At 26.0% G+C, this 19,650-nt stretch carries 24 protein-coding genes; 18 read left to right on the top strand and 6 right to left on the bottom strand.

Annotation, left to right across the window (positions count from 1 at the left end):
• Window positions 1-66: 66 nt before the first annotated feature.
• From CRU93_RS00325 to CRU93_RS00285, 9 genes are all read left to right on the top strand, one after another.
• The gene (locus CRU93_RS00325) at window positions 67-552 is read left to right on the top strand and encodes a DUF1566 domain-containing protein (RefSeq protein WP_129102194.1); all 486 of its coding nucleotides are present in this window, start codon (window positions 67-69) and stop codon (window positions 550-552) included.
• Complete coding sequence (locus tag CRU93_RS00320) at window positions 545-1,165, top strand: hypothetical protein (RefSeq protein WP_129102193.1); 621 nt, start codon at window positions 545-547, stop codon at window positions 1,163-1,165. The genes CRU93_RS00325 and CRU93_RS00320 overlap by 8 nt, the downstream gene beginning before the upstream one ends.
• A gap of 34 nt (window positions 1,166-1,199) precedes the next feature.
• Complete coding sequence (locus CRU93_RS00315) at window positions 1,200-1,973, top strand: bifunctional 2-polyprenyl-6-hydroxyphenol methylase/3-demethylubiquinol 3-O-methyltransferase UbiG (protein ID WP_129102192.1); 774 nt, start codon at window positions 1,200-1,202, stop codon at window positions 1,971-1,973.
• Window positions 1,974-2,082: 109 nt separating this feature from the next.
• Complete coding sequence (locus tag CRU93_RS00310; RefSeq protein WP_129102191.1) at window positions 2,083-3,141, top strand: hypothetical protein; 1,059 nt, start codon at window positions 2,083-2,085, stop codon at window positions 3,139-3,141.
• Entirely contained in the window at window positions 3,141-3,524 is a 384-nt protein-coding gene (locus tag CRU93_RS00305) for a DUF2809 domain-containing protein (protein ID WP_129102190.1), read from the top strand. Before CRU93_RS00310 ends, CRU93_RS00305 begins: the two co-directional genes overlap by 1 nt.
• Before the next feature lie 102 nt (window positions 3,525-3,626).
• Window positions 3,627-3,893, top strand: coding sequence for a hypothetical protein (locus CRU93_RS00300; RefSeq protein WP_129102189.1), 267 nt, complete (start codon window positions 3,627-3,629; stop codon window positions 3,891-3,893).
• 65 nt (window positions 3,894-3,958) lie between these two features.
• Window positions 3,959-4,384 carry a hypothetical protein gene (locus tag CRU93_RS00295; protein WP_129102188.1) on the top strand — a complete coding sequence of 142 codons (426 nt, stop codon included), beginning with the start codon at window positions 3,959-3,961 and terminating at the stop codon, window positions 4,382-4,384.
• 146 nt (window positions 4,385-4,530) lie between these two features.
• Entirely contained in the window at window positions 4,531-5,433 is a 903-nt protein-coding gene (locus tag CRU93_RS00290) for a polysaccharide deacetylase family protein (protein WP_129102187.1), read from the top strand.
• A 56-nt stretch (window positions 5,434-5,489) separates the two neighbouring features.
• Complete coding sequence (locus CRU93_RS00285; RefSeq protein WP_129102186.1) at window positions 5,490-6,053, top strand: TIGR00730 family Rossman fold protein; 564 nt, start codon at window positions 5,490-5,492, stop codon at window positions 6,051-6,053.
• A gap of 18 nt (window positions 6,054-6,071) precedes the next feature.
• Here the strand turns inward: CRU93_RS00285 and CRU93_RS00280 are convergent, their stop codons facing one another.
• A complete protein-coding gene (locus CRU93_RS00280; protein ID WP_129102185.1) occupies window positions 6,072-7,085 on the bottom strand; it encodes a coproporphyrinogen III oxidase in 1,014 nt (337 codons plus the stop codon).
• Between the two features lie 161 nt (window positions 7,086-7,246).
• Between CRU93_RS00280 and CRU93_RS00275 the strand changes: the two genes are divergently transcribed.
• The gene (locus tag CRU93_RS00275) at window positions 7,247-7,675 is read left to right on the top strand and encodes a DoxX family protein (RefSeq protein ID WP_129102184.1); all 429 of its coding nucleotides are present in this window, start codon (window positions 7,247-7,249) and stop codon (window positions 7,673-7,675) included.
• 15 nt (window positions 7,676-7,690) lie between these two features.
• Here CRU93_RS00275 and CRU93_RS00270 read toward each other — a convergent pair whose 3' ends face one another.
• The 4 genes from CRU93_RS00270 to CRU93_RS00255 all read right to left on the bottom strand — a co-directional run bounded on the left by CRU93_RS00270 (window position 7,691) and on the right by CRU93_RS00255 (window position 10,392).
• The gene (locus tag CRU93_RS00270; protein WP_129102183.1) at window positions 7,691-8,179 is read right to left on the bottom strand and encodes a type II toxin-antitoxin system antitoxin SocA domain-containing protein; all 489 of its coding nucleotides are present in this window, start codon (window positions 8,177-8,179) and stop codon (window positions 7,691-7,693) included.
• 53 nt (window positions 8,180-8,232) lie between these two features.
• Window positions 8,233-8,847 (bottom strand): ACP phosphodiesterase, encoded by a 615-nt coding sequence (locus CRU93_RS00265; protein ID WP_129102182.1) that lies wholly within the window; start codon window positions 8,845-8,847, stop codon window positions 8,233-8,235.
• 53 nt (window positions 8,848-8,900) lie between these two features.
• On the bottom strand, window positions 8,901-9,980 hold the full coding sequence (locus tag CRU93_RS00260) for a YeeE/YedE family protein (RefSeq protein WP_129102181.1): 1,080 nt from the start codon (window positions 9,978-9,980) through the stop codon (window positions 8,901-8,903).
• Window positions 9,981-10,140: 160 nt separating this feature from the next.
• A complete protein-coding gene (locus CRU93_RS00255) occupies window positions 10,141-10,392 on the bottom strand; it encodes a hypothetical protein (RefSeq protein WP_129102180.1) in 252 nt (83 codons plus the stop codon).
• A gap of 127 nt (window positions 10,393-10,519) precedes the next feature.
• Here CRU93_RS00255 and CRU93_RS00250 point away from each other — a divergent pair, with 127 nt between their 5' ends.
• The 7 genes from CRU93_RS00250 to CRU93_RS00220 all read left to right on the top strand — a co-directional run bounded on the left by CRU93_RS00250 (window position 10,520) and on the right by CRU93_RS00220 (window position 16,453).
• Window positions 10,520-10,969, top strand: coding sequence for a protein tyrosine phosphatase family protein (locus tag CRU93_RS00250; protein WP_129102179.1), 450 nt, complete (start codon window positions 10,520-10,522; stop codon window positions 10,967-10,969).
• Between the two features lie 92 nt (window positions 10,970-11,061).
• Entirely contained in the window at window positions 11,062-12,171 is a 1,110-nt protein-coding gene (locus CRU93_RS00245) for a homoserine O-acetyltransferase (RefSeq protein ID WP_129102178.1), read from the top strand.
• Window positions 12,168-12,377, top strand: coding sequence for an exodeoxyribonuclease VII small subunit (locus tag CRU93_RS00240; protein WP_129102177.1), 210 nt, complete (start codon window positions 12,168-12,170; stop codon window positions 12,375-12,377). The genes CRU93_RS00245 and CRU93_RS00240 overlap by 4 nt, the downstream gene beginning before the upstream one ends.
• A 57-nt stretch (window positions 12,378-12,434) precedes the next feature.
• Window positions 12,435-13,100, top strand: coding sequence for a DNA repair protein RadC (gene radC / locus CRU93_RS00235; protein ID WP_129102176.1), 666 nt, complete (start codon window positions 12,435-12,437; stop codon window positions 13,098-13,100).
• A complete protein-coding gene (locus tag CRU93_RS00230; protein ID WP_129102175.1) occupies window positions 13,097-13,498 on the top strand; it encodes a type II toxin-antitoxin system PemK/MazF family toxin in 402 nt (133 codons plus the stop codon). The genes radC and CRU93_RS00230 overlap by 4 nt, the downstream gene beginning before the upstream one ends.
• 210 nt (window positions 13,499-13,708) lie before the next feature.
• A complete protein-coding gene (locus CRU93_RS00225) occupies window positions 13,709-15,265 on the top strand; it encodes a type I restriction-modification system subunit M (RefSeq protein WP_129102174.1) in 1,557 nt (518 codons plus the stop codon).
• A gap of 15 nt (window positions 15,266-15,280) precedes the next feature.
• On the top strand, window positions 15,281-16,453 hold the full coding sequence (locus tag CRU93_RS00220) for a restriction endonuclease subunit S (protein WP_129102173.1): 1,173 nt from the start codon (window positions 15,281-15,283) through the stop codon (window positions 16,451-16,453).
• Here the strand turns inward: CRU93_RS00220 and CRU93_RS14085 are convergent.
• Window positions 16,433-16,609: a hypothetical protein gene (locus tag CRU93_RS14085; protein WP_164967590.1), complete on the bottom strand. Its 177-nt coding sequence runs from the start codon at window positions 16,607-16,609 to the stop codon at window positions 16,433-16,435. The two genes, CRU93_RS00220 and CRU93_RS14085, sit on opposite strands and share 21 nt — an antisense overlap.
• Before the next feature lie 97 nt (window positions 16,610-16,706).
• Here CRU93_RS14085 and CRU93_RS00215 point away from each other — a divergent pair, with 97 nt between their 5' ends.
• Window positions 16,707-19,604: a type I restriction endonuclease subunit R gene (locus tag CRU93_RS00215; RefSeq protein WP_129102172.1), complete on the top strand. Its 2,898-nt coding sequence runs from the start codon at window positions 16,707-16,709 to the stop codon at window positions 19,602-19,604.
• Window positions 19,605-19,650: the final 46 nt, after the last annotated feature.

The following is a 19,650-nucleotide window of genomic DNA, read 5'->3' as shown; positions in this document are numbered from 1 at the left end:
GTTATTATAAGTTTTAAATGCTATAATTTAATTCTTATGTAAATTAATAATTTAGGATTTAATTAAATGAAATTTTTCTTATTTTTTTTCTTACTTTTTAATACTTCTATTTTTGCTGATTGTAAAAAAGTAGATAAATCTCGTTTTACTATTATGGAAAATAAGATATTTGACAAGAAAACAAAATTAATTTGGATGCGTTGTAGTATTGGTAGTAAATGGAAAAAGAGTATAGGATGTGTTCACGCTCCTAATACTATAAGTTTTCTTGAAGCAAAAGCCCTTGAAAAAAAATTAAAAAATGGTTGGAGAATTCCTACTTTAAAAGAGTTAAGAACTATTTTTGTTAGTAATTGTAAAAGTAGTGCTATTAATACTACATTGTTTCCTGATTTAAAGCATATGGCTAATTTTGCACCTTATTGGACTTCAACACCTGTAAAAGAATTGCCAAGACTTATTTATTATATTGATTTTATAAATAAAACAATAGATGCCCATAGTAAAGGTTTTACTATGTTTGTTCGTTTAGTAAAAAATAAAAATGAATAAGTTAATTTGTATTTTACTTTTATTTTTTAATACTTCCTTGTTTTCTTATAGTCAATTGTATGAATCTGATTTGTATTATTTAAATAAAAATGAAGTTTTATTATATAAGATTTTAAATTGGTGGAGTACAGTAGCACATGAAAATAGTAATGAATTCTGTTTTAGTGATATTAAAGTTAGAAGTAATAAAACTGTTGATTTAAAATATGATAAAAAAACAAAAATATTAAAAATATCTACAAAAGAAAAATTTGCTGATTTAATATCAGTTTTTGAAAATAAAAATACATATTTGCAAAGTGAATATATAAATAAAAAATATTTTAAAAGTTTAACAAACAAAAAAATCAACAATATAAGCACTATATGCTTGAAAAATGTTAGTTTTAATGAATATAAAAGATTAAATAAAATTAAAAATGATATTGCTTTTGAACTTGAGGGTAAAATAGTAGGTTTACTATCCTATAGTGGAAAAGCTTCTTTTCATAGTAGAGGTGATTTTTTGCGTACATGCCCTAAAAAAATAGATCAAAAATTTGATATTGGTTTTAAAATTTTAAATATAAAAACAAAAGAAATTTTTATTAAATACTTTTCAAAAAACAATTAAAAATAAAAATAAAATTAAGGAATATATTAAGGTTATGAATTATTTAAATATAAATAAACAAGCATGGAATAATAGAACAAAAATACATATGAAATCTAAATTTTATGATGTTGAAGCATTTAAAAAAGGTAAATGTTCGTTAAATAAAATTGAATTAGAACAAGTTGGAGATGTAAAAGGAAAGTCTTTATTACATTTACAGTGTCATTTTGGTCAAGATACATTATCATGGGCTAGATTAGGAGCAAAAGTTACCGGAGTAGATTTATCTTCTGAATCTATAAAAGAAGCAAATTTATTAAAAGAAACTTTGGGATTAGAAGCAACTTTTATTGAAAGTGATGTTTGCGTTTTTGATAAAAATAATAAACAACAATTTGATATTGTATTTACTTCATATGGAGTTTTATCATGGTTAGAAAACTTAAATGATTGGGCAAGAACAATTGCTAGTTCTTTAAAAGTAGGAGCAGAGTTTCATATGGTTGAGTTTCATACTTTTTATGATTTATTATCAGGATATTCATATTTTCCTAATAATAAACCTGATATTGAAGATGAAGGTACTTATACAGAAAATTGTGATGGTTCCACATCAACTATAGCAACTTGGTCCCATTATCCTAGTGAAGTAATAAGTGCTTTAATTGAAGCAGGTTTAAGTATTGAGTCTTTTTATGAATATGCTTATAGTCCTTATAATTGTTTTGAAAATTTAGAATTTGTACCTAATAAGGGGTATCAAATGATACATAAAGGACAACAAGTTCCATTATTATATTCAATAAAAGCAAAGAAACTTAACTAAAAGACAAATTTTATATCTTTAACATCCACTAATATCAAAGTCTTATGATAATTTTATTATGATGTCTTAGTAATATTTTTTTAATATATATAAAATTATGGATTTATTAATGCAAAATACAAAAATACAAATACCTATAAAAAAAACAAAAATAGTAAATAAATTTGAACTTTTAGAAGATGATTATATATCAGATATTTCTTTTTTAGACGAAAATATAGTTATCATTAAAGTTTGGAATCATATAAAAAAACAATCAAGATTTGATATATTTTCTTTAGAAACAAATAATGTAATAAATAGTTTTAAAGTTGATTATGAAGCTTTTAAATCATTGTGTTGGTGTAAGTTTAGAGATGGTGTAGCTGTACTTACTAATACTGGTTTGACATATTTGTCTTTAAAACAAAATAATAATAAACCAGTTTTTTTTAAAATAATAAATGCAAATAATTTAAAATATTTAACAGATGATGAATTTTTGAGAGTTCCTACATATTTAAATATTAATGCAATAGATGAAAAATATTTATTAATTAGAGTTAGTACTCCTGCAAGTAAACTAGGCCGTGCAATATCAATACTTGAAGTTGAAAAAGATAGTTGTGCTGTGATGAGTATTTATAAACAGTTAGATGAACCTAAAATAATAGATATATTAGGTATAGGATTTGCTCACCATAATTATATTTACTTAAAACAGTGTGCTTATAGTTATAATAAAATTTGGTGCTTAGCACAAGGAAATACTTTAGATGATTTGCTTAAAGATGAGCCTGATTATACATTGTGTACGAGTTATAGTTTTGATAAATTAGAAGATAAAAGAAATATTTTTAAAATATTAATTGATAATTTCAAAAATAAAGCAAAATATAATCCTTTTATTTGGAATGAAACAAAACTTAAAATAAGTGGTGGAAAAGTTTTCTTTTCAGATGATTCAAAATATATATGGAGTAAAAATAAAGGAAAAAATAGTATGTTTTGTCAAGATATTAGAACAGGTGATTTTCTTCATGAGATACGTATAACACCTGCTCAAAGTTTAGAAAAGATACCTCTTAGTCATGCTTATGTTAGAATGTATAATTCTACACGTTTTATAGTTTATGATGGAAATCACAATGAAAGAAAACGTTGGAACTTATGTGAGGTAGTTAATTAATGATAAAAGATTATAAATCATTAGGTATTAGTGTTATTTTATTTATTATATTAGTTTTTATAGCTTTATTTGTGCATGATAATTTTGTAAGACCTTTTTTAGGAGATACTTTAGCTGTAATATGGTTATATTTTACATCAAAAATATTTTTAAAGATATCTTCTTTTTTGCTTTCTGTTTTTGTATTATTTGTTGCATATACCATTGAGTTTTTGCAATATTTACATATTCTTTCTTATTTAAAATTAGAACATGTTAAAATACTTAAAATTATTTTTGGTTCAACTTTTGATATAAATGATATTTTGGCTTATACTTTAGGCTGGTTTATTATTTTATTTCAAATAAAATATTTTTCAACAGATGTAATTAATAATAAATAGTCTACAACTAAATAATTTATTTTGCGTTAGATTTTTTATAAAAGATTAATCTAATTTTTTAAATAGTAAGATTTAGTATATAGATAAAAAATAGGAATTATTATGTTTAAAAGAAAAAATGAATATATTAAAAAATTTAAATCTTATTATAAATTAATAAAAATAAAAAAAATTGATACTTATTTGATATTTGCAGGTATTCTTGGAGTACTTATTGGATTGGTTTTTGATCTACAGATTATAAATAAAATATTTGCATGGTTTGTCTTGTTTGGTACAGTTATTAAACTTTATGACTTTACTGAAGAGATAGAAAGATCAATTATCCCATATGATTTTAATCGTTTATTACCACCTCCAAAAAAATGAGATAATTTTTTAAAGGTTTAAAATAAATTTATCAGCTATAATGGCAAAAAATTAGAAGGAAATATATGCCTAAGGGTAAAAAAACTATCATAAAAGATATTAAATTACTAGATAATGATGAAATAATCATCAATGGAAAAGAGTATGTAATACTTGAAAATACAAAAGATATTCAAACAGCTAAAACAATGAAAATATCATCAAATGGAAATAGAATATTAAGATTTGAAGATGAAAAAAAGAAAGCTACTATTGATGTAAAAAGAGAAATTAATATTTTTAAAGTTACATTTATAGATAAAGAAAGAGCAAAAAAATTCAATAAAGACAATGATAAAAAATGGATTTTAGAAAATGATAAAAAAGAGTTAATTGCTACAGCAAATTCATTTATTAAAGCTAGAGAAATACTTGCAAAGCTTCAAGATAAAAAGAGTGAAAATTATGAAAAACAAATAGGAACTACAATCTTTTTTTATATTGAGTATTAGAATTTAAATTTATAATTGGAGTTGAAATGAAAAATATTTTAGTTATTTTGATGATAATTGTAGCAATGGGATATTTGTTTGTTATGATGAAAGATAAGTATGATACTATTCAAGAAACAAACAATAAAATTGCACAACAAAAATAGATGAAAAAATCTATAATTATAATATTATTTATTGTCTCATCTTTATTTTCAAGCCAGATAAAAGACTATCAAGTTGTTTCTGGTTCATTTTTTTACCAAAATAGTTATTACTCTTTTTTGCGTTCATTTTATCATGATAAAAAAAAGTATTTTTTGGTAGTTGATGAAAATAGCCTAAAAACAAAACTTTTCAAACTTTCTGATTTAAAAGCTATTATTTTATTAAATAATAAAAAAACAAGATATAAAAAACTATTAAAAAAGTATTCTATGGCATCAAGTAAATTACAAAATTTTGGTATCACTTCATTACATACAAAAGATGTATATTTAACTGCTGATTTGTGTCCTTCTTCAAAAAAAGGTTATGAAGATAGATTTATTAAATACTTTATTAAAAGATATTATAAAAACAAACCTTTAAAAATCACTTTTTTTGTATCTGGAAGATGGATACAAAAACATAAAAAAGAGTTTTATGAACTTATTTCTTTTCAAAAAAGTAAAAAATTAGATATTACTTGGGGAAATCACACTTTTACTCATTATTACAATCCACATCTTAGATTTGATAAAAACTTTATATTAAAAAAAGGAACTAACCTAAAAAAAGAGATATTAAAAGTAGAGAAGATACTTTTAGAAAATGATGTATTACCATCTATTTTATTTAGATTTCCAGGACTTGTATCTGATAAAAAGAGTGAAAAATTTATTAATACTTTAGGGTTACTCCCTGTTGGAACAAATGCTTGGCTAGCTAAAAATCAAAATATTCATGATGGAAGTGTTATTCTTATTCATGGAAATAAAAATGAACCTTTAGGTATAAAAAAAGCAATAAAAATATTTAAAGAAAACGATTATGATTTTGGCTCTATTTTAGAAGATTTAAAATTGTAAATTAAGATTTTTTGAATATAATCTTAGAAAATACAATTTTATAAGGATTTACTATAATGAAAATCGCAGTTTTTTGTGCTTCAAGCAATGGAAATGATGAAAAATATATAAATGAAATAAAATCATTAGGTGAGTTTTTTGCTAAAAATAATATTGAATTAGTTTATGGTGGTGGAAAAGTAGGGCTTATGGGTGCAATTGCCGATAGTGTTATGGAAAATGGTGGGAAAGTTTATGGTGTTATTCCTGAAAAACTACAAGAAAAAGAACTTGCTCATACAGGTATTACAAAATTAAAAGTAGTTAAAAATATGCATGAAAGAAAAGCAGATATGGCTCAAAATGCAGATGCTTTTGTAGCTTTTGCAGGTGGGGCTGGAACATTAGAAGAGATATTTGAAGTATGGACTTGGGCTCAACTTGGTTTTCACTCAAAACCTTGTGTTTTTTATAATACAAATGGATATTATGATAGTATATTTGATATGATGAAAAATATGGTAAAAGAAGGTTTTTTAAAGCAAGAGTATTTTGATATGCTTATTAAAACTGATGATAAAGATGAATTACTTAAAGCTATTAAAGAGTATAAAGCACCAACTCAAAAATGGACAAAATAAAAAAGAGAACTCTCTTTTTTATTTATGATTTTGAACAGTATGAACTGTTTTATCACCTTTAGCTTGTAAATTTATTGCATCTTTATTTTTTATATAATGCTCTCTTACACAATTTGCAAGCTTAATTTTTGTTTTTTCATCTATTAATCCATCTTCACCAATATTATCTACTAAACATTGAACTAATTGATTTTGAGGTTTAACTACTTTTTCTTTCCATGATAAAAGAAGTTTTTTATCTATATATTTAGGTAATGAACCCATAATTCCTTTATCATTTTGATTATGAACTAAAAGCCCAGCTGTTGTTCCTCTATCTAAAGTCAATACTTGAAATAGATATAAAGTATGGTATTGTAACTGTTCTTGTTTTTGTTGTTTTGTTAATGATGTTTTAATCTTATTTTTATTTGCCAAAATATCAATATATGTATCTATTACTTTTTGTCCAAAAGCTTTTGCAAAGTTATAATCTTCGCTACTATTTGAAGTGTAATAGTTTTCTAAATAAAAGTGGCTCACACCTCTATGTTTATTTAGTGCTGGAATAAAAAAGTATTTATCTCCTTGTTCTTTGGCTTCTTCATATTTTTCTTTTGATACTTCTTTTAATGCATCTTCAAATATTTGTTTATCTTGCATATTAAAAATGCTTGGATTTAAATCAGCCATTATTCTATAATAGTTCTTATCATCTTTTATTTGAGTATATGAAATATGCATATGCAATGATGGTAAATTAGGATTGTTTGGGTGAATAATAGTTGAAAGAGCAGTAGCACTTTGTAATCTTTTATTTAGTTTTGGATAATGAACTTGAGATACATTTACACTTGCAGTGTTAAAAAAATCATAATCCCTTGCTTCATATCTTGACCCACCACCATGAATGCCTTCATCTCTTTGCCAAAATACCTCTTGAAAGTCTATATTTGCTAAGTTATTTAGTTTAGAAACAAATCTTTTTTGAAGTTGTTTTACTAATTCTAATGCCTGTTTTGCTTCACTATCTTGTGAAAATAATATATTCATATTTATTTTTGCTCCAGCTTTTTTAGTGATTTTATCTAATATGATTAAAGAAAAAAGAAATTTTTAGAATTAATTCTAAAATATAAAAGATTATAATTGATACTAATTATTAAAATTAAGAAATAACTGAGTATAATTCGAGCCAAATTTAAGGAGTATATATGAAAAAAATCTTATTATTAAGTAGAATAGCATTAGGAATAATATTTATATGGTATGGTATATTAAAGTTTTTTCCACAATTAAGTCCAGCAGAAACACTTGCAACACAAACAATTGATATTCTTTTTGCACATATTATTCCAGCTAGTTTATCTATAAAATTACTTGCTATTTGGGAAGTTTTTGTAGGAATTGGTCTTGTTTTTGGAATATATTTAAGAGTTGCACTGATTCTATTTTTTACACATATGACATTGACTTTTACACCGTTGTTTTTATTGCCTGATGTTTCATTTACAAAAGCGCCATATGCTTTTACTTTAGTAGGGCAGTATATAGTTAAAAATGTAGTATTTATTTTGATGGGTATTTTAATCTATAAAGACAAATTTTGTGAAGGTATTTGTGATATAAAAGAAGATAAATAATATAACTCTTTTGAGTTATATTATTTTTTCATTTAAAGCTGTATTTCTTACTTCTTCAAGTTTAAAAGTATCATTTGCAATATTTCTTGCAGTTGTATCAATATAAGTAGATACAATTTTATGGATAGTTTTCATCTCATCTTTTGAAAAAATAGTATCATCAAACTCTTCTTGCATTTTTAAAAATTTTAACTCAATAAAGTTTTTCTTCTCAACAACTTCAATATCTATATATTCAAGTAGTTCTTGAATAAGATATAATCTTGCATCATCCTCTTCTAAATCTTCACTATTTGCAATAATATCAAAAAGCTCAGAGATAATTTTTGGTTCTGGATGTCTTTTTTCTTTGATATACTCATCACCAAATATTTTTTCACCACAATATTTTTGATGATTATAATCCATTAAAAAAAGCATAATTGAGAGTTTTTTATCATTTAAATGATTTACTTGCTTATGTAACATATATAAAATTACATTTGCTACTTTTGTCATATCCATATTTTAAAAATCCTTATAATTTTTTTGAAGTATACAGCATAATTGATTAGATATCAACTCTTCCAGTGTGTTAATAAACAATTATTTGTATTTTCTTTTACATGATTGCAAAGTTGTGGAAAGAATAGTAAAAAATCATCTTCAATGCCATTTATATTTTGACTAACAACTTCAAAGTATCTGCTTACACAATCTCTTTTTAAAAGTCTAAAAGAGAGTCTTTTATCAACTCTTAGAAAAGATTGTTTTAAATCATCTAAATTTTGGTATTTGTTTAATAAATCAAACTCTATAAGTTTTGTAAGCTTTATTTTTGCATAATCTGGAAGTGTATACATATTTGCTTTTGCATTTTTATAAAAAATATTTAAAAAGCTATCTAGGGAGATATTGCAGTATTTATGCCAATTTTTAGTAAGCAAATAATCATAAGTTAAATCAACGACAACTGATTTTAATAAACCTTTTTGTCCTAATCTATTTTTGCTGTTATGAAACTGTATATGACTATCTGTATATGTATCAATTAGTTTATGAACATTCATACCTTTTATGATATTTATGTCTGCATTATTCCATGCTTTACCTTTAAGTGGATCTGCAAGGTAGTTTCCAATTTGGAAATTGATATTGTTTTCTGATAAAAAAATATGTGCAAGCCAATTCATAAGTACAAGGGTACAGAAGTTTACTTTAATAAAAAGTAAACTTCATAAAAGTATTAGATTTGATAGTCTATATTGTTATCTTTCCATTCAAAGATAAAACACATTGGAAGTTTGCTTTTTTTGTTTAAGATAAGTGCTGTAACTGTTGCTGATGCAAAAATTGATGCGATTGCAAGAAATGAAGCAAATGCAAGTGTTGACATACCTGTAAGTCCTTCTCCTACAGTACAACCAATAGCTAATATACCACCAGTTCCCATAAGTGCACCACCAATCATATTGTATTTGATTTTGTGTTGTCCCATTGATGCAGTACATCCAAAACTATATTTTCTATTTACTTTTGACATCAAATATGCTCCAACTAATACCCCAAATACTATACAAATAGGGAATGTCAATGATGATATTTGATAATATGTAAAGAACTCCATTGTTTTTGCAGTTGGATAAACAAAAGTAATTCCATTTAACTCAATAACTCTTTCCATACTCTCTTCACCAATTACTGCAGTAACATACCATGAAGCAGCAATCAATAATCCAATAAGAACTCCATCCCATAAAGAGAAAATTCTTTTAATTCTTTTTACTAAGAAAATAAGCAATAAGATTAATACTCCTACAACAAAATATATATTCATAGCTACACTTCCAATATATGAAGATAGATGAATTAAAGTTTCATTGTTTGTAATAGGACTTAAAACTTCACCTAATAAACCTTTTGCTGTTGCATAAGCAAATATTGCTAAAAATACTAAAACTACTAGTGAGTTAATATCACCTTGTGCAAACTTAATCAAATGTCTGTTACTACAACCATCAGATAACATCATTCCTACTCCAAACATCAAACCACCTAAAATAACAGAAAAGTAGTTTATATTATCTTTGTAATATACTGTTTGTTGTAAATCTATCTCATATAAAGTAGATACAACATATGTAGAAATAATAGCTACAATCATAGCAACAATAACAGAGGAACCTCTCATTGTTGATTTTGTTAAGATGTAGTCCTTAATTGAACCACTAAAACAAAATTGCTTTTTTTGTGCAATCGCACCAAAAGCTAATCCAATGACAAATCCAAAAAAGTTAACAACTTGGTAAACTTCAAATCCAAACATTTTAAACCTTAGTAATTTAATATAGTTTATTTTAGTACAATTTTACAAAGAATAGTATTAAGGTAAAATAGCTATAAAATAGTTATTTTAAAATTTAAGCTAGAATATATGACTAATTTAGTCAAGATTAATTATGAGTATTTAAAAAGAAGATGAAAAATTAAATATCATCTTCTAATTGCATCTCATTTAGAACCGCTAATATATCTTCTGCTTGTTCTACTTCTAATTCATCTTTTGAAATAGCTACTAACACTTCTTCAAAGTATTTTTTTAAATCTTTTAAATATTGTAATTCTTCTTTATCATCTTCTGTTTTTATATTTTTTGAAACTTCTTTTATCGTTTCATCAAGTTCAAGAAGTGCATCATCTTCTAAAATATCTTTTAGCTGTTTTATTTTTGCATTCAAAATCTGTTCCTTATAATTTTTTAAAAGTATAACGAAATAAATATTATATTCGCTCAAAAGAAAAAAATTGATTTTACTTACTTTATGTGCTATAATTTTTTATCTTCGTAATAATTAAGGAATAGCTATGATTGATTCTATTTTAAACTACATAAAAATAAATGAAAATATTTCAACTTCTGGACAACCATCAAAAGAGGAACTTGAAGAAATTGCAAAAAACGATTTTAAAATTGTTATTAACCTTGCATTGATAGATTCATCTTTAGCTTTAGAAAACGAAGATAAAATAGTTAGTAAGTTAGGACTTACTTATATTCATATTCCAGTGGATTTTCAAAATCCAGAAATAGATAACTTAAAACTTTTTCTAAACATAATGAATGGCTTTTCTAATCAAAAAATATGGATTCATTGTGCAAAAAACTACAGAGTTACATCTTTTATGTATGTATTTCACAAATACTTTTTAAAAACGCCATTTGACCAAATTGACTTATCATTATTAGATGTTTGGACTCCTAGTCCAAAATGGCAAGAGTTGATGAAAATATCTTTTGAAGAGTTACAGTCTTAAAAGATTTTATGATACTTTTCGTTAAAATACTGCACTTATAATAAATTACTAAATAATATATTTTTAAAAATAAATAAACTATGGGATGAATTTTGAAGATAGAGACAAAAACGGCAAGGTTCACAACACCTCTATATTTAGAGAGTGGTCGGATATTAGAACCTTTTGAGATAATATATGAAACATATGGAGAATTAAACGAAGATAAATCAAATGTAATAGTTATTTGTCATGCACTAGCAGGAAGTCATCATGCAGCAGGAAGATATGCAGATGAGGCAAAGCCTGGATGGTGGGACAAATTTATAGGTGATGGAAAAGCAGTAGATACTACGAAATATTTTGTAATTTGTACAAATAATATAGGTTCATGTTTTGGCTCAACAAATCCTTTGAGTCCTGACTATCCAAGTAGTGAACCTTATAGATTTAAATTTCCTGTACTTACAATCTCTGATATTGTAAAAGCACAAAGAATTCTTTTTGATTCACTTGGAATCCATCATGTAAAAGCAGTAATTGGTGGTTCTATGGGTGGAATGCAAGCACTGTGTTATTCAATTGAGCATACAAGATTTGCTGATACTGTTATAGCTTTAGCAACAACAGCATACACAAGACCTTGGGCAATAGCAATAAACAAAATAGCAATGGAAGCTGTAAGACATGACCCTGCATTTAACAATGGACACTATAAAAAAGATGATTTATTAGCAAGTGGTTTGCCAGGACTTGCAATAGGACGAATGGCAGGATTAATTGCATACTTAAGCCCAACACTTTTTAATAAAAAATTTGGTAGAAACTATGCACATACAGATGGGCTTTATGAACTTTTTGGAAGATTTGAAGTTGAGAGATATTTAGAGTATAACTCATATAGTTTTCCAAAAATATTTGATCCATTGTCTTATTTGTATATATGTAAAACAATGAATATTTTTGATGTATCAAGAAATGAAGATACACTAGAAGATGTTTTTTCAAAAGTAAAATGCAATCTTCACCTTATCTCTTTTTCAGATGATATGTTATTTTTCCCAGAAGAGATGGAAGAAATATACGATATTATGTGTAAAATAGGGAAAAAAGATCAAGTAACATACAAAAAAATACAAAGTGAATCAGGACATGACTCATTTCTTGTAGAAGTTGAAAAATTTGAAGACCACGTAAGAAATATACTAAAAGGAATAAAATGAGCGAAGAAAAAAAAGAAGAAACATTAGCTTTTGAAGAAAAGATATTAAAAGCAAAAGAGCTATTAGAAAAATTAAATAACCAAGATATAACACTTCAAAACTCAATTGAAGTATATAAATCAGGTATAAAACAACTAGATGAAGCTCAAAAATTACTTGATGAAGCAAAACTAATATTTACTACTAAAGAAAAAGATAATAATTAAAATTATTATTTAATAGAAACTTAGATAAACTTTTCCAAGTAAATTTTGGAGAAGTTTATGCAAAACAGAATAAAATCACTAAACTCTATAGATAAACCAAGGGAAAAACTACTAAAAAAAAGTGCAGATTCTCTTAAAGATTATGAACTTATGGCAATACTTTTAGGAAGTGGAGTAAAAGGCAAAGATGTCATTACTTTATCAAAAGAGATAATCAAACTATTTAAATCAGACTTTGAAAATATAAGCTTAGAAAATCTACTTCAAATACATGGTTTAGGTAAAGCAAAAGCTTGTCAAATAGTAAGTGCAATAAACTTAAGTAAAAGATACTTAATTCAAAATCAAAGTACAAAAATAACATCACCAAATGATATATATGAAGAGCTAAAACCATACAAAAACAAACAACAAGAGTATTTTATAGCTATATATCTTGATGGAGCAAACTATATAGTAGATAAAAAAGTAATAACAATAGGAACTCTAAATCAAAGTTTAGTTCATCCAAGAGAAGTCTTTTCATACGCAATAGAGAAAAGATGCGCAAGTATAATAGTATCACACAATCACCCAAGCAATATACTAAAGCCAAGTAATGAAGATATGGAAGTAACAGAAATACTAAAACAATCAGGAAAAATCTTAGGTATAGAACTACTTGACCATGTGATATTTTCAAAAGATGGATTTATAAGTTTGAAAGAAGAGGGTGTTTTATGATAGAAAATGATTTTGACAAATGGAATAAAGTTAAAAAAGAAGCTCATAAGGAAAAAGTTCTTGTAGGCTTTCGAAATAGAGATATTTTTTATATAAAAATGGGACAAAATATTGGATTTGAGCAAAATGGCAAGGGAGATAATTTTGTTCGACCTGTTATAATTTTTAAAAAGTTTAATAAAAATATGTTTTTTGGAATACCTTTATCAACACAAATAAAAGAAGAACAATTTTATTACTATTTTGAATTTAAAAAAGGTAAAACTATTAGCAAGAATATAGCTTTATTATCTCAATTGAAATTATATAGTTCAAATAGACTATTAAATAAAATTGGAGTTATAAATAAGAATGATTTTGAAAATATGAAGAAAAAATTTATGGAACTAATAAAGTAACCTCACCTAAAAAGGTGAGTCGTCCCGAAGGATATTTGTAAAAGTATTATATCTAAGAATATTTGTTTTGTCAATTTGAAACAATTTGACCATGTGATATTTACAAAAGATGATTTTGTAAGTTTGAAAAATCAAAGAGTTTGCTTTTAGCTTATATATTGCAAATCTTTAGTAAAATAAACACCTTTAAAATAATACAATAGGTTTTTTATGGGCGAAGAAAATAAACGAAGATTAGAACAACAATTATGGAATATAGCAAATACCCTAAGAGGTAAAATGGATGCAGATGAATTTAGGGATTATATCCTTGGATTTATCTTTTTTAAATACCTATCTGAAAAGATGGAAACTTATGCAAATGAGCTTTTAGAAGAAGACAAACTTATATATACAAACCTTGATGAGAAAAAAGATATAGAATATCTTGAAGCTATTAAAGAAGATGCACTAGAACAACTTGGATATTTTCTAAAACCAAGTGAACTTTTTTCTGCTATTGCAAAAAGAGGAAACAGTGACGAAGACAATTTTATCTTAGATGATTTGACAAAGATTTTACGAAATATTGAAGCTTCAACTATGGGGCACGAAAGTGAAGATGATTTTGAGGATTTGTTTTCAGATATTGACCTTACTTCTAAAAAATTAGGAAGAACAGAAGAGCAAAAAAATACTCTTATTTCAAAAGTATTAGCTCATCTTGATGAGATAAACTTTGAACTAAAAAACCACGATAGAGATGTACTTGGTGATGCTTATGAATATCTTATCTCAAAATTTGCAGCGGGAGCTGGTAAAAAAGCAGGTGAGTTTTATACTCCTCAAAGTGTCTCAAAAATCTTAGCAAAAATAGTTACAACAAACAAAGAAAAACTAAAATCAGTATATGACCCAACTTGTGGTTCTGGCTCACTTCTTTTAAGGGTTGCAAAAGAGGTAAAAGATGTATCAAACTTCTATGGACAAGAGTTAAACAGAACCACATACAACCTTGCTCGTATGAATATGATTATGCATGATGTTCATTATAGAAAGTTTGACTTAAAACAAGAAGACACCCTAGAACGACCACAGCACGAAAATATGAAGTTTGAAGCAATAGTTGCAAATCCACCATTTTCTGCTCACTGGTCGGCAAATCCACTACACCTAAGTGATGATAGATTTTCCCAATATGGAAAGCTAGCACCTAAGACAAAAGCTGATTTTGCTTTTGTACAGCATATGATACACCATCTTGATGACAATGGAACTATGGCAGTTGTACTACCTCATGGAGTTTTATTTAGAGGAAGTGCAGAAGGACATATAAGACAATACTTGATTGAAGATAGAAACTATCTTGACGCAGTTATAGGATTGCCTGCAAATATCTTTTATGGAACTTCAATACCTACTTGTATATTGGTATTTAAAAAGTGCAGAGAAGATAGTGATGATGTACTTTTTATAGACTCTTCAAAACATTTTGAAAAGATGAAAAATCAAAATTATCTAAGAGCTAAAGATATAGAAAAAATAGTAACAACATACAAACAAAGAATCCAAGAAGATAAATACTCATACAAAGCAAGCCTAGAAGAGATAAAAGAAAACGACTACAATCTAAATATTCCAAGATATGTAGATACTTTTGAAGAAGAAGAGGAAATAGACTTAGATGAGGTTTCAAGTGAACTTAAAGAACTTGATAAAGAGATAATTGAAAATGACTTATTGATAAAAAGCTTTTGTGATGAGCTTGGTATTAAAACTCCCTTTTAAAATGAAGAGTGAATAATGAAAAATGAAAAATTACGAGTACCAAAGCTTAGGTTTAAAGAATTTTCTGGGGAGTGGGAAGAGAAAAGTTTAGAAAAGCTTTGTATAAAAATTAGTGATGGTATTCACAGTACACCAGTATATGATGAGTTAGGAGAATATTATTTTGTAAATGGGAATAATCTTAAAAATGGTGAAATTATTTTAGATGAGAAAACAAAGAGGGTGTCAAAAGAAGAATATGAAAAACATTATAGGGAACTAAATGATAATACTATACTTATGTCAATAAATGGTACGATAGGTAATATTGCTTTTTATAAAAATGAGAAAATAATGCTTGGGAAAAGTGCATCTTATATTAATATAGAGACATCTAAAACCAACAAATATTTTATTAGTAATCAACTTTTATCTAATAAAATACAGTATTTTTATACATCAGAATTAACTGGCTCTACTATTAAAAACTTATCCTTAAGAACAATAAAAAATACACCTATTCTTTTCCCTTCCAAACAAGAGCAAGAAAAAATTGCCTCTTTTTTATCCTCTATTGATAAAAAGATAAATCAACTATCAAAAAAAGATGAGTTACTACAAAACTATAAAAAAGCTATGATGCAAAAGATATTTTCACAAAAGCTTAGATTTAAAAAAGCAGATGGAAGTGATTATCCTAAATGGGAAGAAATTAAATTAAAAGAAGTTTTAGATTATGAACAGCCTACAAATTATATTGTTAGGAGTACAGAATACAGTGATAGCTATGATATTCCAGTTTTAACAGCAGGGAAAACTTTTATTTTAGGTTATACAAATGAAAAAGAAGGAATTTATTCTAAAGGTTCAGTGATAATTTTTGATGATTTCACAACGACAAATCATTATGTAGATTTTGATTTTAAAATTAAATCATCTGCAATGAAACTGCTAAAAGAAAAAAATAAAAATGTTAATTTAAAATTTGTTTATGAATTTATACAAAGATTACATTTTCCATTAGGTGAACATAAACGGTATTGGATTTCTGAATATTCTTATTTAAAAATAAAATTACCTTGTGTAGAAGAACAAACAAAAATAGCAAACTTATTATCTTCTCTTGATACAAAAATATCACAAAATAAAAAAGTCCTAGAAGAGACTCAAAAGTTCAAAAAAGCACTTTTACAAAAGATGTTTGTGTGAGTTAAAATGAATATTGTTATAGTATGCTATAAGTTCTTTTTTTGTGATTTTAGAACCTTCCACTTTAGCAGAATTATAAACAGAGTTTACAATCATTTTTCTTTTTTTAGTAACAGAAGAGAAGTGTTTGTTGCTATTTGCAATAGTTTTTTTCATAAAAATATACTCCTTTTAAGTATCTTATATTATACTAAAAAGAGTATAAATAATTAAGTGTTTTTACTTGATTATAAATAGAAGTAGGAATAGAAAATTGAGTACCCAAAGCGAAGCAATACTAGAAGAAAATCTTATCAAACAACTTGAATCTTTAAAATACCAAAGAGTATCTATAAAAGATGATGAACAGCTAGAACAAAATCTAAAAAGACAGTTAGAAAAACACAATAAAACTACTTTTTCAAATAATGAGTTTAAAAAGATACTAAACCATCTACAAAGTGGAAGTGTCTTTGAAAAATCAAAAAAACTAAGAGATAAGTATGTTCTAAACAAAGATGATGGTACAAACTTTTATATGGAGTTTTTAGACTCTGAACACTGGTGTCAAAATCTATTTCAAGTAACAAATCAAATAAGTGTAAATGGTACTTATGCAAACAGATACGATGTAACTATTTTGATAAATGGTTTTCCACTAGTACAAATTGAACTTAAAAGAAGAGGATTAGAGCTAAAAGAAGCCTTTAATCAAATCAATCGTTATCAAAAACACTCTTATGGAGCAAACAGTGCTTTGTTTCAATATATTCAAATCTTTGTTATAAGTAATGGAGTAAATACAAAGTATTATGCAAACAATAAAAAACAAACCTTCAAGCAAACATTCTTTTGGGCAGATAAAGATAATAAAAACATCACAAATATTGAAGAGTTTACCTCTTTCTTTTTAGAGCGATGCCACATCTCAAAAATGATATGTAAGTATATAGTTTTGGCTGAAGTTGATAAGATACTTATGGTGCTAAGACCTTATCAGTTTTATGCTGTTGAAGCTATTATAGAGCAAGTAAATACTTCAAAAAGAAATGGCTATATTTGGCATACAACTGGAAGTGGTAAAACTTTGACCTCTTTTAAAACAGCACAAATTCTTATGAAACTTCCAAAAGTAGATAAGGTAGTTTTTGTAGTAGATAGAAAAGACTTAGACTTTCAAACTACAAAAGAGTTTAACTCTTTTAGTGATGGAAGTGTAGATGGTACAGACAATACTGCTACTTTAGTTAGACAATTTAGTGATGATACAAAGTTAATAGTTACAACAATTCAGAAACTAAACACAGCAATCAAAAAAAGAAAATATATAGAAAAGATGTCAAAACAAAAAGATAAACATATAGTTTTTATCTTTGATGAGTGTCATAGAAGTCAGTTTGGAGAAACACACCTAAATATAAACAAGTTTTTTACAAACAATCAAATGATAGGTTTCACAGGAACACCAATATTCCCTGAAAATGCTATGGGAAATAAGTTAGGCAAAAGAACAACTGCAGATTTATTTGATGATAGACTTCATAGATATGTGATAACAGATGCTATAAGTGATGACAATGTTTTAAAATTTTCCGTTGAATATATAGGAAGATATAAAGAGAAAGAAAACAGTGCTACAAATATAGATATAGAAGTAGAAGACATAGACACACAAGAACTACTAGAAAGTGATGATAGAGTTGAAAAGATAGTTGACTATATTATAGCAAATCATAGCAGAAAAACTCACAACAAAGATTTTACTGCAATGATGACAGTAAGTTCTGTAGATATGCTTACGAAATATTATGAGATTTTTAAGAAAAAACAACACAATTTAAAAATAGCTACAATATTTTCATATGCAGATAATGAAGAGGACAAAAGTGCAGATGGTTTATATGAATCAGACGGTGCACATATCGATGAAGAACATATAAACAAACACAGCCGTGAAAAGCTAGATGAATATATCAAAGATTATAATAAAATGTTTGGTACAAAATACAGTACCAAAGATAGCAAGACTTTTTATAACTACTACAATGAACTCTCAAAAAGAGTTAAAAGAGGTGAGGTTGATATTCTTCTTGTAGTAAATATGTTCTTAACTGGATTTGATAGCAAAAGATTAAATACTTTGTATGTAGATAAAAATTTAAAATACCACGGACTTATACAAGCTTTTAGTAGAACAAATAGAATACTTGATGAAGTGAAATCTCAAGGAAATATAGTATGTTTTAGAAACATCAAAAAAGCTTGCGATGATGCAATAGCACTTTTCTCACAAAGTGATGCAAAAGATATTATTTTGATGGAACCATACGAAGAGTATGTTAAAAAGTTCAATGAAGCTTTTAAAGTTCTAATTAAAATAGCTCCAACAGTTGCTAGTGTAGATACTTTGATAAGTGAAGATGATAAACTAGAATTTATCAAAGCTTTTAGAGAGATAATGAGAATAAAAAATATCTTAGAAGGCTTTAGTGATTTTAAATGGTCTGATTTATCTATGAGTGAACAGATGTTTAATAACTACTTATCAAAATACTTAGATATGAAACCCAAAAGAGGTGAACAAGGCGAAAAAGTATCTATTTTAGAAGATGTTGATTTTGAACTAGAACTTATACATAAAGATGAGATAAATGTAGCCTATATTTTAAAACTCTTAGCTAAATACAAAGATTCAGATGAAGAAGAACAGAAAAAACAAAAAGAAAATATCTCAAACATCTTGACAAACAATCCACAACTAAGAAGTAAAAAAGAACTTATAGAAAAGTTTATCAATGAAAATCTATATGCAATAAACGAAGATGATATAGAAGAAGAGTTTGATAAATATTGGGAAGAACAAAAAGATAAAGCCTACAAAGAATTATGTAGTGATGAAAATCTTGATTGTAAAAAGGTGAGAAGAGTTGTAGATAAATATATATATGAGCAAAGATTACCTTTAAAAGATGATATAGCAAGTACACTAAAAATAAAACCCAAATTACTTGAACGAAAAAAAGTGATACCAAGAGTTTTAGATAAGATTGTAAATTTTGTAGAGAAATTCTATGATGACATAGGAACACAAACAAAATCAATAAATGACACAAATTATATAAACAATCAAAAAGAGTTAAAAGTAGCCCAGTCAAAACCAGAATATAGTTAGTTAAAATCAACTAAAATACTCAAGATTAAAATTGATTTGAGTCATG

The organism is Arcobacter sp. CECT 8985 (assembly GCF_004116495.1).
Classification (GTDB): domain Bacteria; phylum Campylobacterota; class Campylobacteria; order Campylobacterales; family Arcobacteraceae; genus Malaciobacter.
Note: the sequence above shows the minus strand (reverse complement) of the source record. Positions and strands in the feature narration are given on the sequence as shown.

What these genes read in the sequence shown, in the direction of transcription:
- CRU93_RS00265 (WP_129102182.1), bottom strand. Translation starts at nt 8,847, where the DNA reads ATGAATTGGCTTGCACATATTTTTTTATCAGAAAACAATATCAATTTC.
- CRU93_RS00320 (WP_129102193.1), top strand. Translation starts at nt 545, where the DNA reads ATGAATAAGTTAATTTGTATTTTACTTTTATTTTTTAATACTTCCTTG.
- CRU93_RS00220 (WP_129102173.1), top strand. Translation starts at nt 15,281, where the DNA reads ATGAAAAATGAAAAATTACGAGTACCAAAGCTTAGGTTTAAAGAATTT.
- CRU93_RS00250 (WP_129102179.1), top strand. Translation starts at nt 10,520, where the DNA reads ATGATTGATTCTATTTTAAACTACATAAAAATAAATGAAAATATTTCA.
- CRU93_RS00275 (WP_129102184.1), top strand. Translation starts at nt 7,247, where the DNA reads ATGAAAAAAATCTTATTATTAAGTAGAATAGCATTAGGAATAATATTT.
- CRU93_RS00240 (WP_129102177.1), top strand. Translation starts at nt 12,168, where the DNA reads ATGAGCGAAGAAAAAAAAGAAGAAACATTAGCTTTTGAAGAAAAGATA.
- CRU93_RS00315 (WP_129102192.1), top strand. Translation starts at nt 1,200, where the DNA reads ATGAATTATTTAAATATAAATAAACAAGCATGGAATAATAGAACAAAA.
- CRU93_RS00260 (WP_129102181.1), bottom strand. Translation starts at nt 9,980, where the DNA reads ATGTTTGGATTTGAAGTTTACCAAGTTGTTAACTTTTTTGGATTTGTC.
- CRU93_RS00305 (WP_129102190.1), top strand. Translation starts at nt 3,141, where the DNA reads ATGATAAAAGATTATAAATCATTAGGTATTAGTGTTATTTTATTTATT.
- CRU93_RS00325 (WP_129102194.1), top strand. Translation starts at nt 67, where the DNA reads ATGAAATTTTTCTTATTTTTTTTCTTACTTTTTAATACTTCTATTTTT.
- CRU93_RS00285 (WP_129102186.1), top strand. Translation starts at nt 5,490, where the DNA reads ATGAAAATCGCAGTTTTTTGTGCTTCAAGCAATGGAAATGATGAAAAA.
- CRU93_RS00290 (WP_129102187.1), top strand. Translation starts at nt 4,531, where the DNA reads ATGAAAAAATCTATAATTATAATATTATTTATTGTCTCATCTTTATTT.
- CRU93_RS14085 (WP_164967590.1), bottom strand. Translation starts at nt 16,609, where the DNA reads ATGAAAAAAACTATTGCAAATAGCAACAAACACTTCTCTTCTGTTACT.
- CRU93_RS00300 (WP_129102189.1), top strand. Translation starts at nt 3,627, where the DNA reads ATGTTTAAAAGAAAAAATGAATATATTAAAAAATTTAAATCTTATTAT.
- CRU93_RS00230 (WP_129102175.1), top strand. Translation starts at nt 13,097, where the DNA reads ATGATAGAAAATGATTTTGACAAATGGAATAAAGTTAAAAAAGAAGCT.
- radC (WP_129102176.1), top strand. Translation starts at nt 12,435, where the DNA reads ATGCAAAACAGAATAAAATCACTAAACTCTATAGATAAACCAAGGGAA.
- CRU93_RS00295 (WP_129102188.1), top strand. Translation starts at nt 3,959, where the DNA reads ATGCCTAAGGGTAAAAAAACTATCATAAAAGATATTAAATTACTAGAT.
- CRU93_RS00270 (WP_129102183.1), bottom strand. Translation starts at nt 8,179, where the DNA reads ATGGATATGACAAAAGTAGCAAATGTAATTTTATATATGTTACATAAG.
- CRU93_RS00225 (WP_129102174.1), top strand. Translation starts at nt 13,709, where the DNA reads ATGGGCGAAGAAAATAAACGAAGATTAGAACAACAATTATGGAATATA.
- CRU93_RS00310 (WP_129102191.1), top strand. Translation starts at nt 2,083, where the DNA reads ATGCAAAATACAAAAATACAAATACCTATAAAAAAAACAAAAATAGTA.
- CRU93_RS00280 (WP_129102185.1), bottom strand. Translation starts at nt 7,085, where the DNA reads ATGAATATATTATTTTCACAAGATAGTGAAGCAAAACAGGCATTAGAA.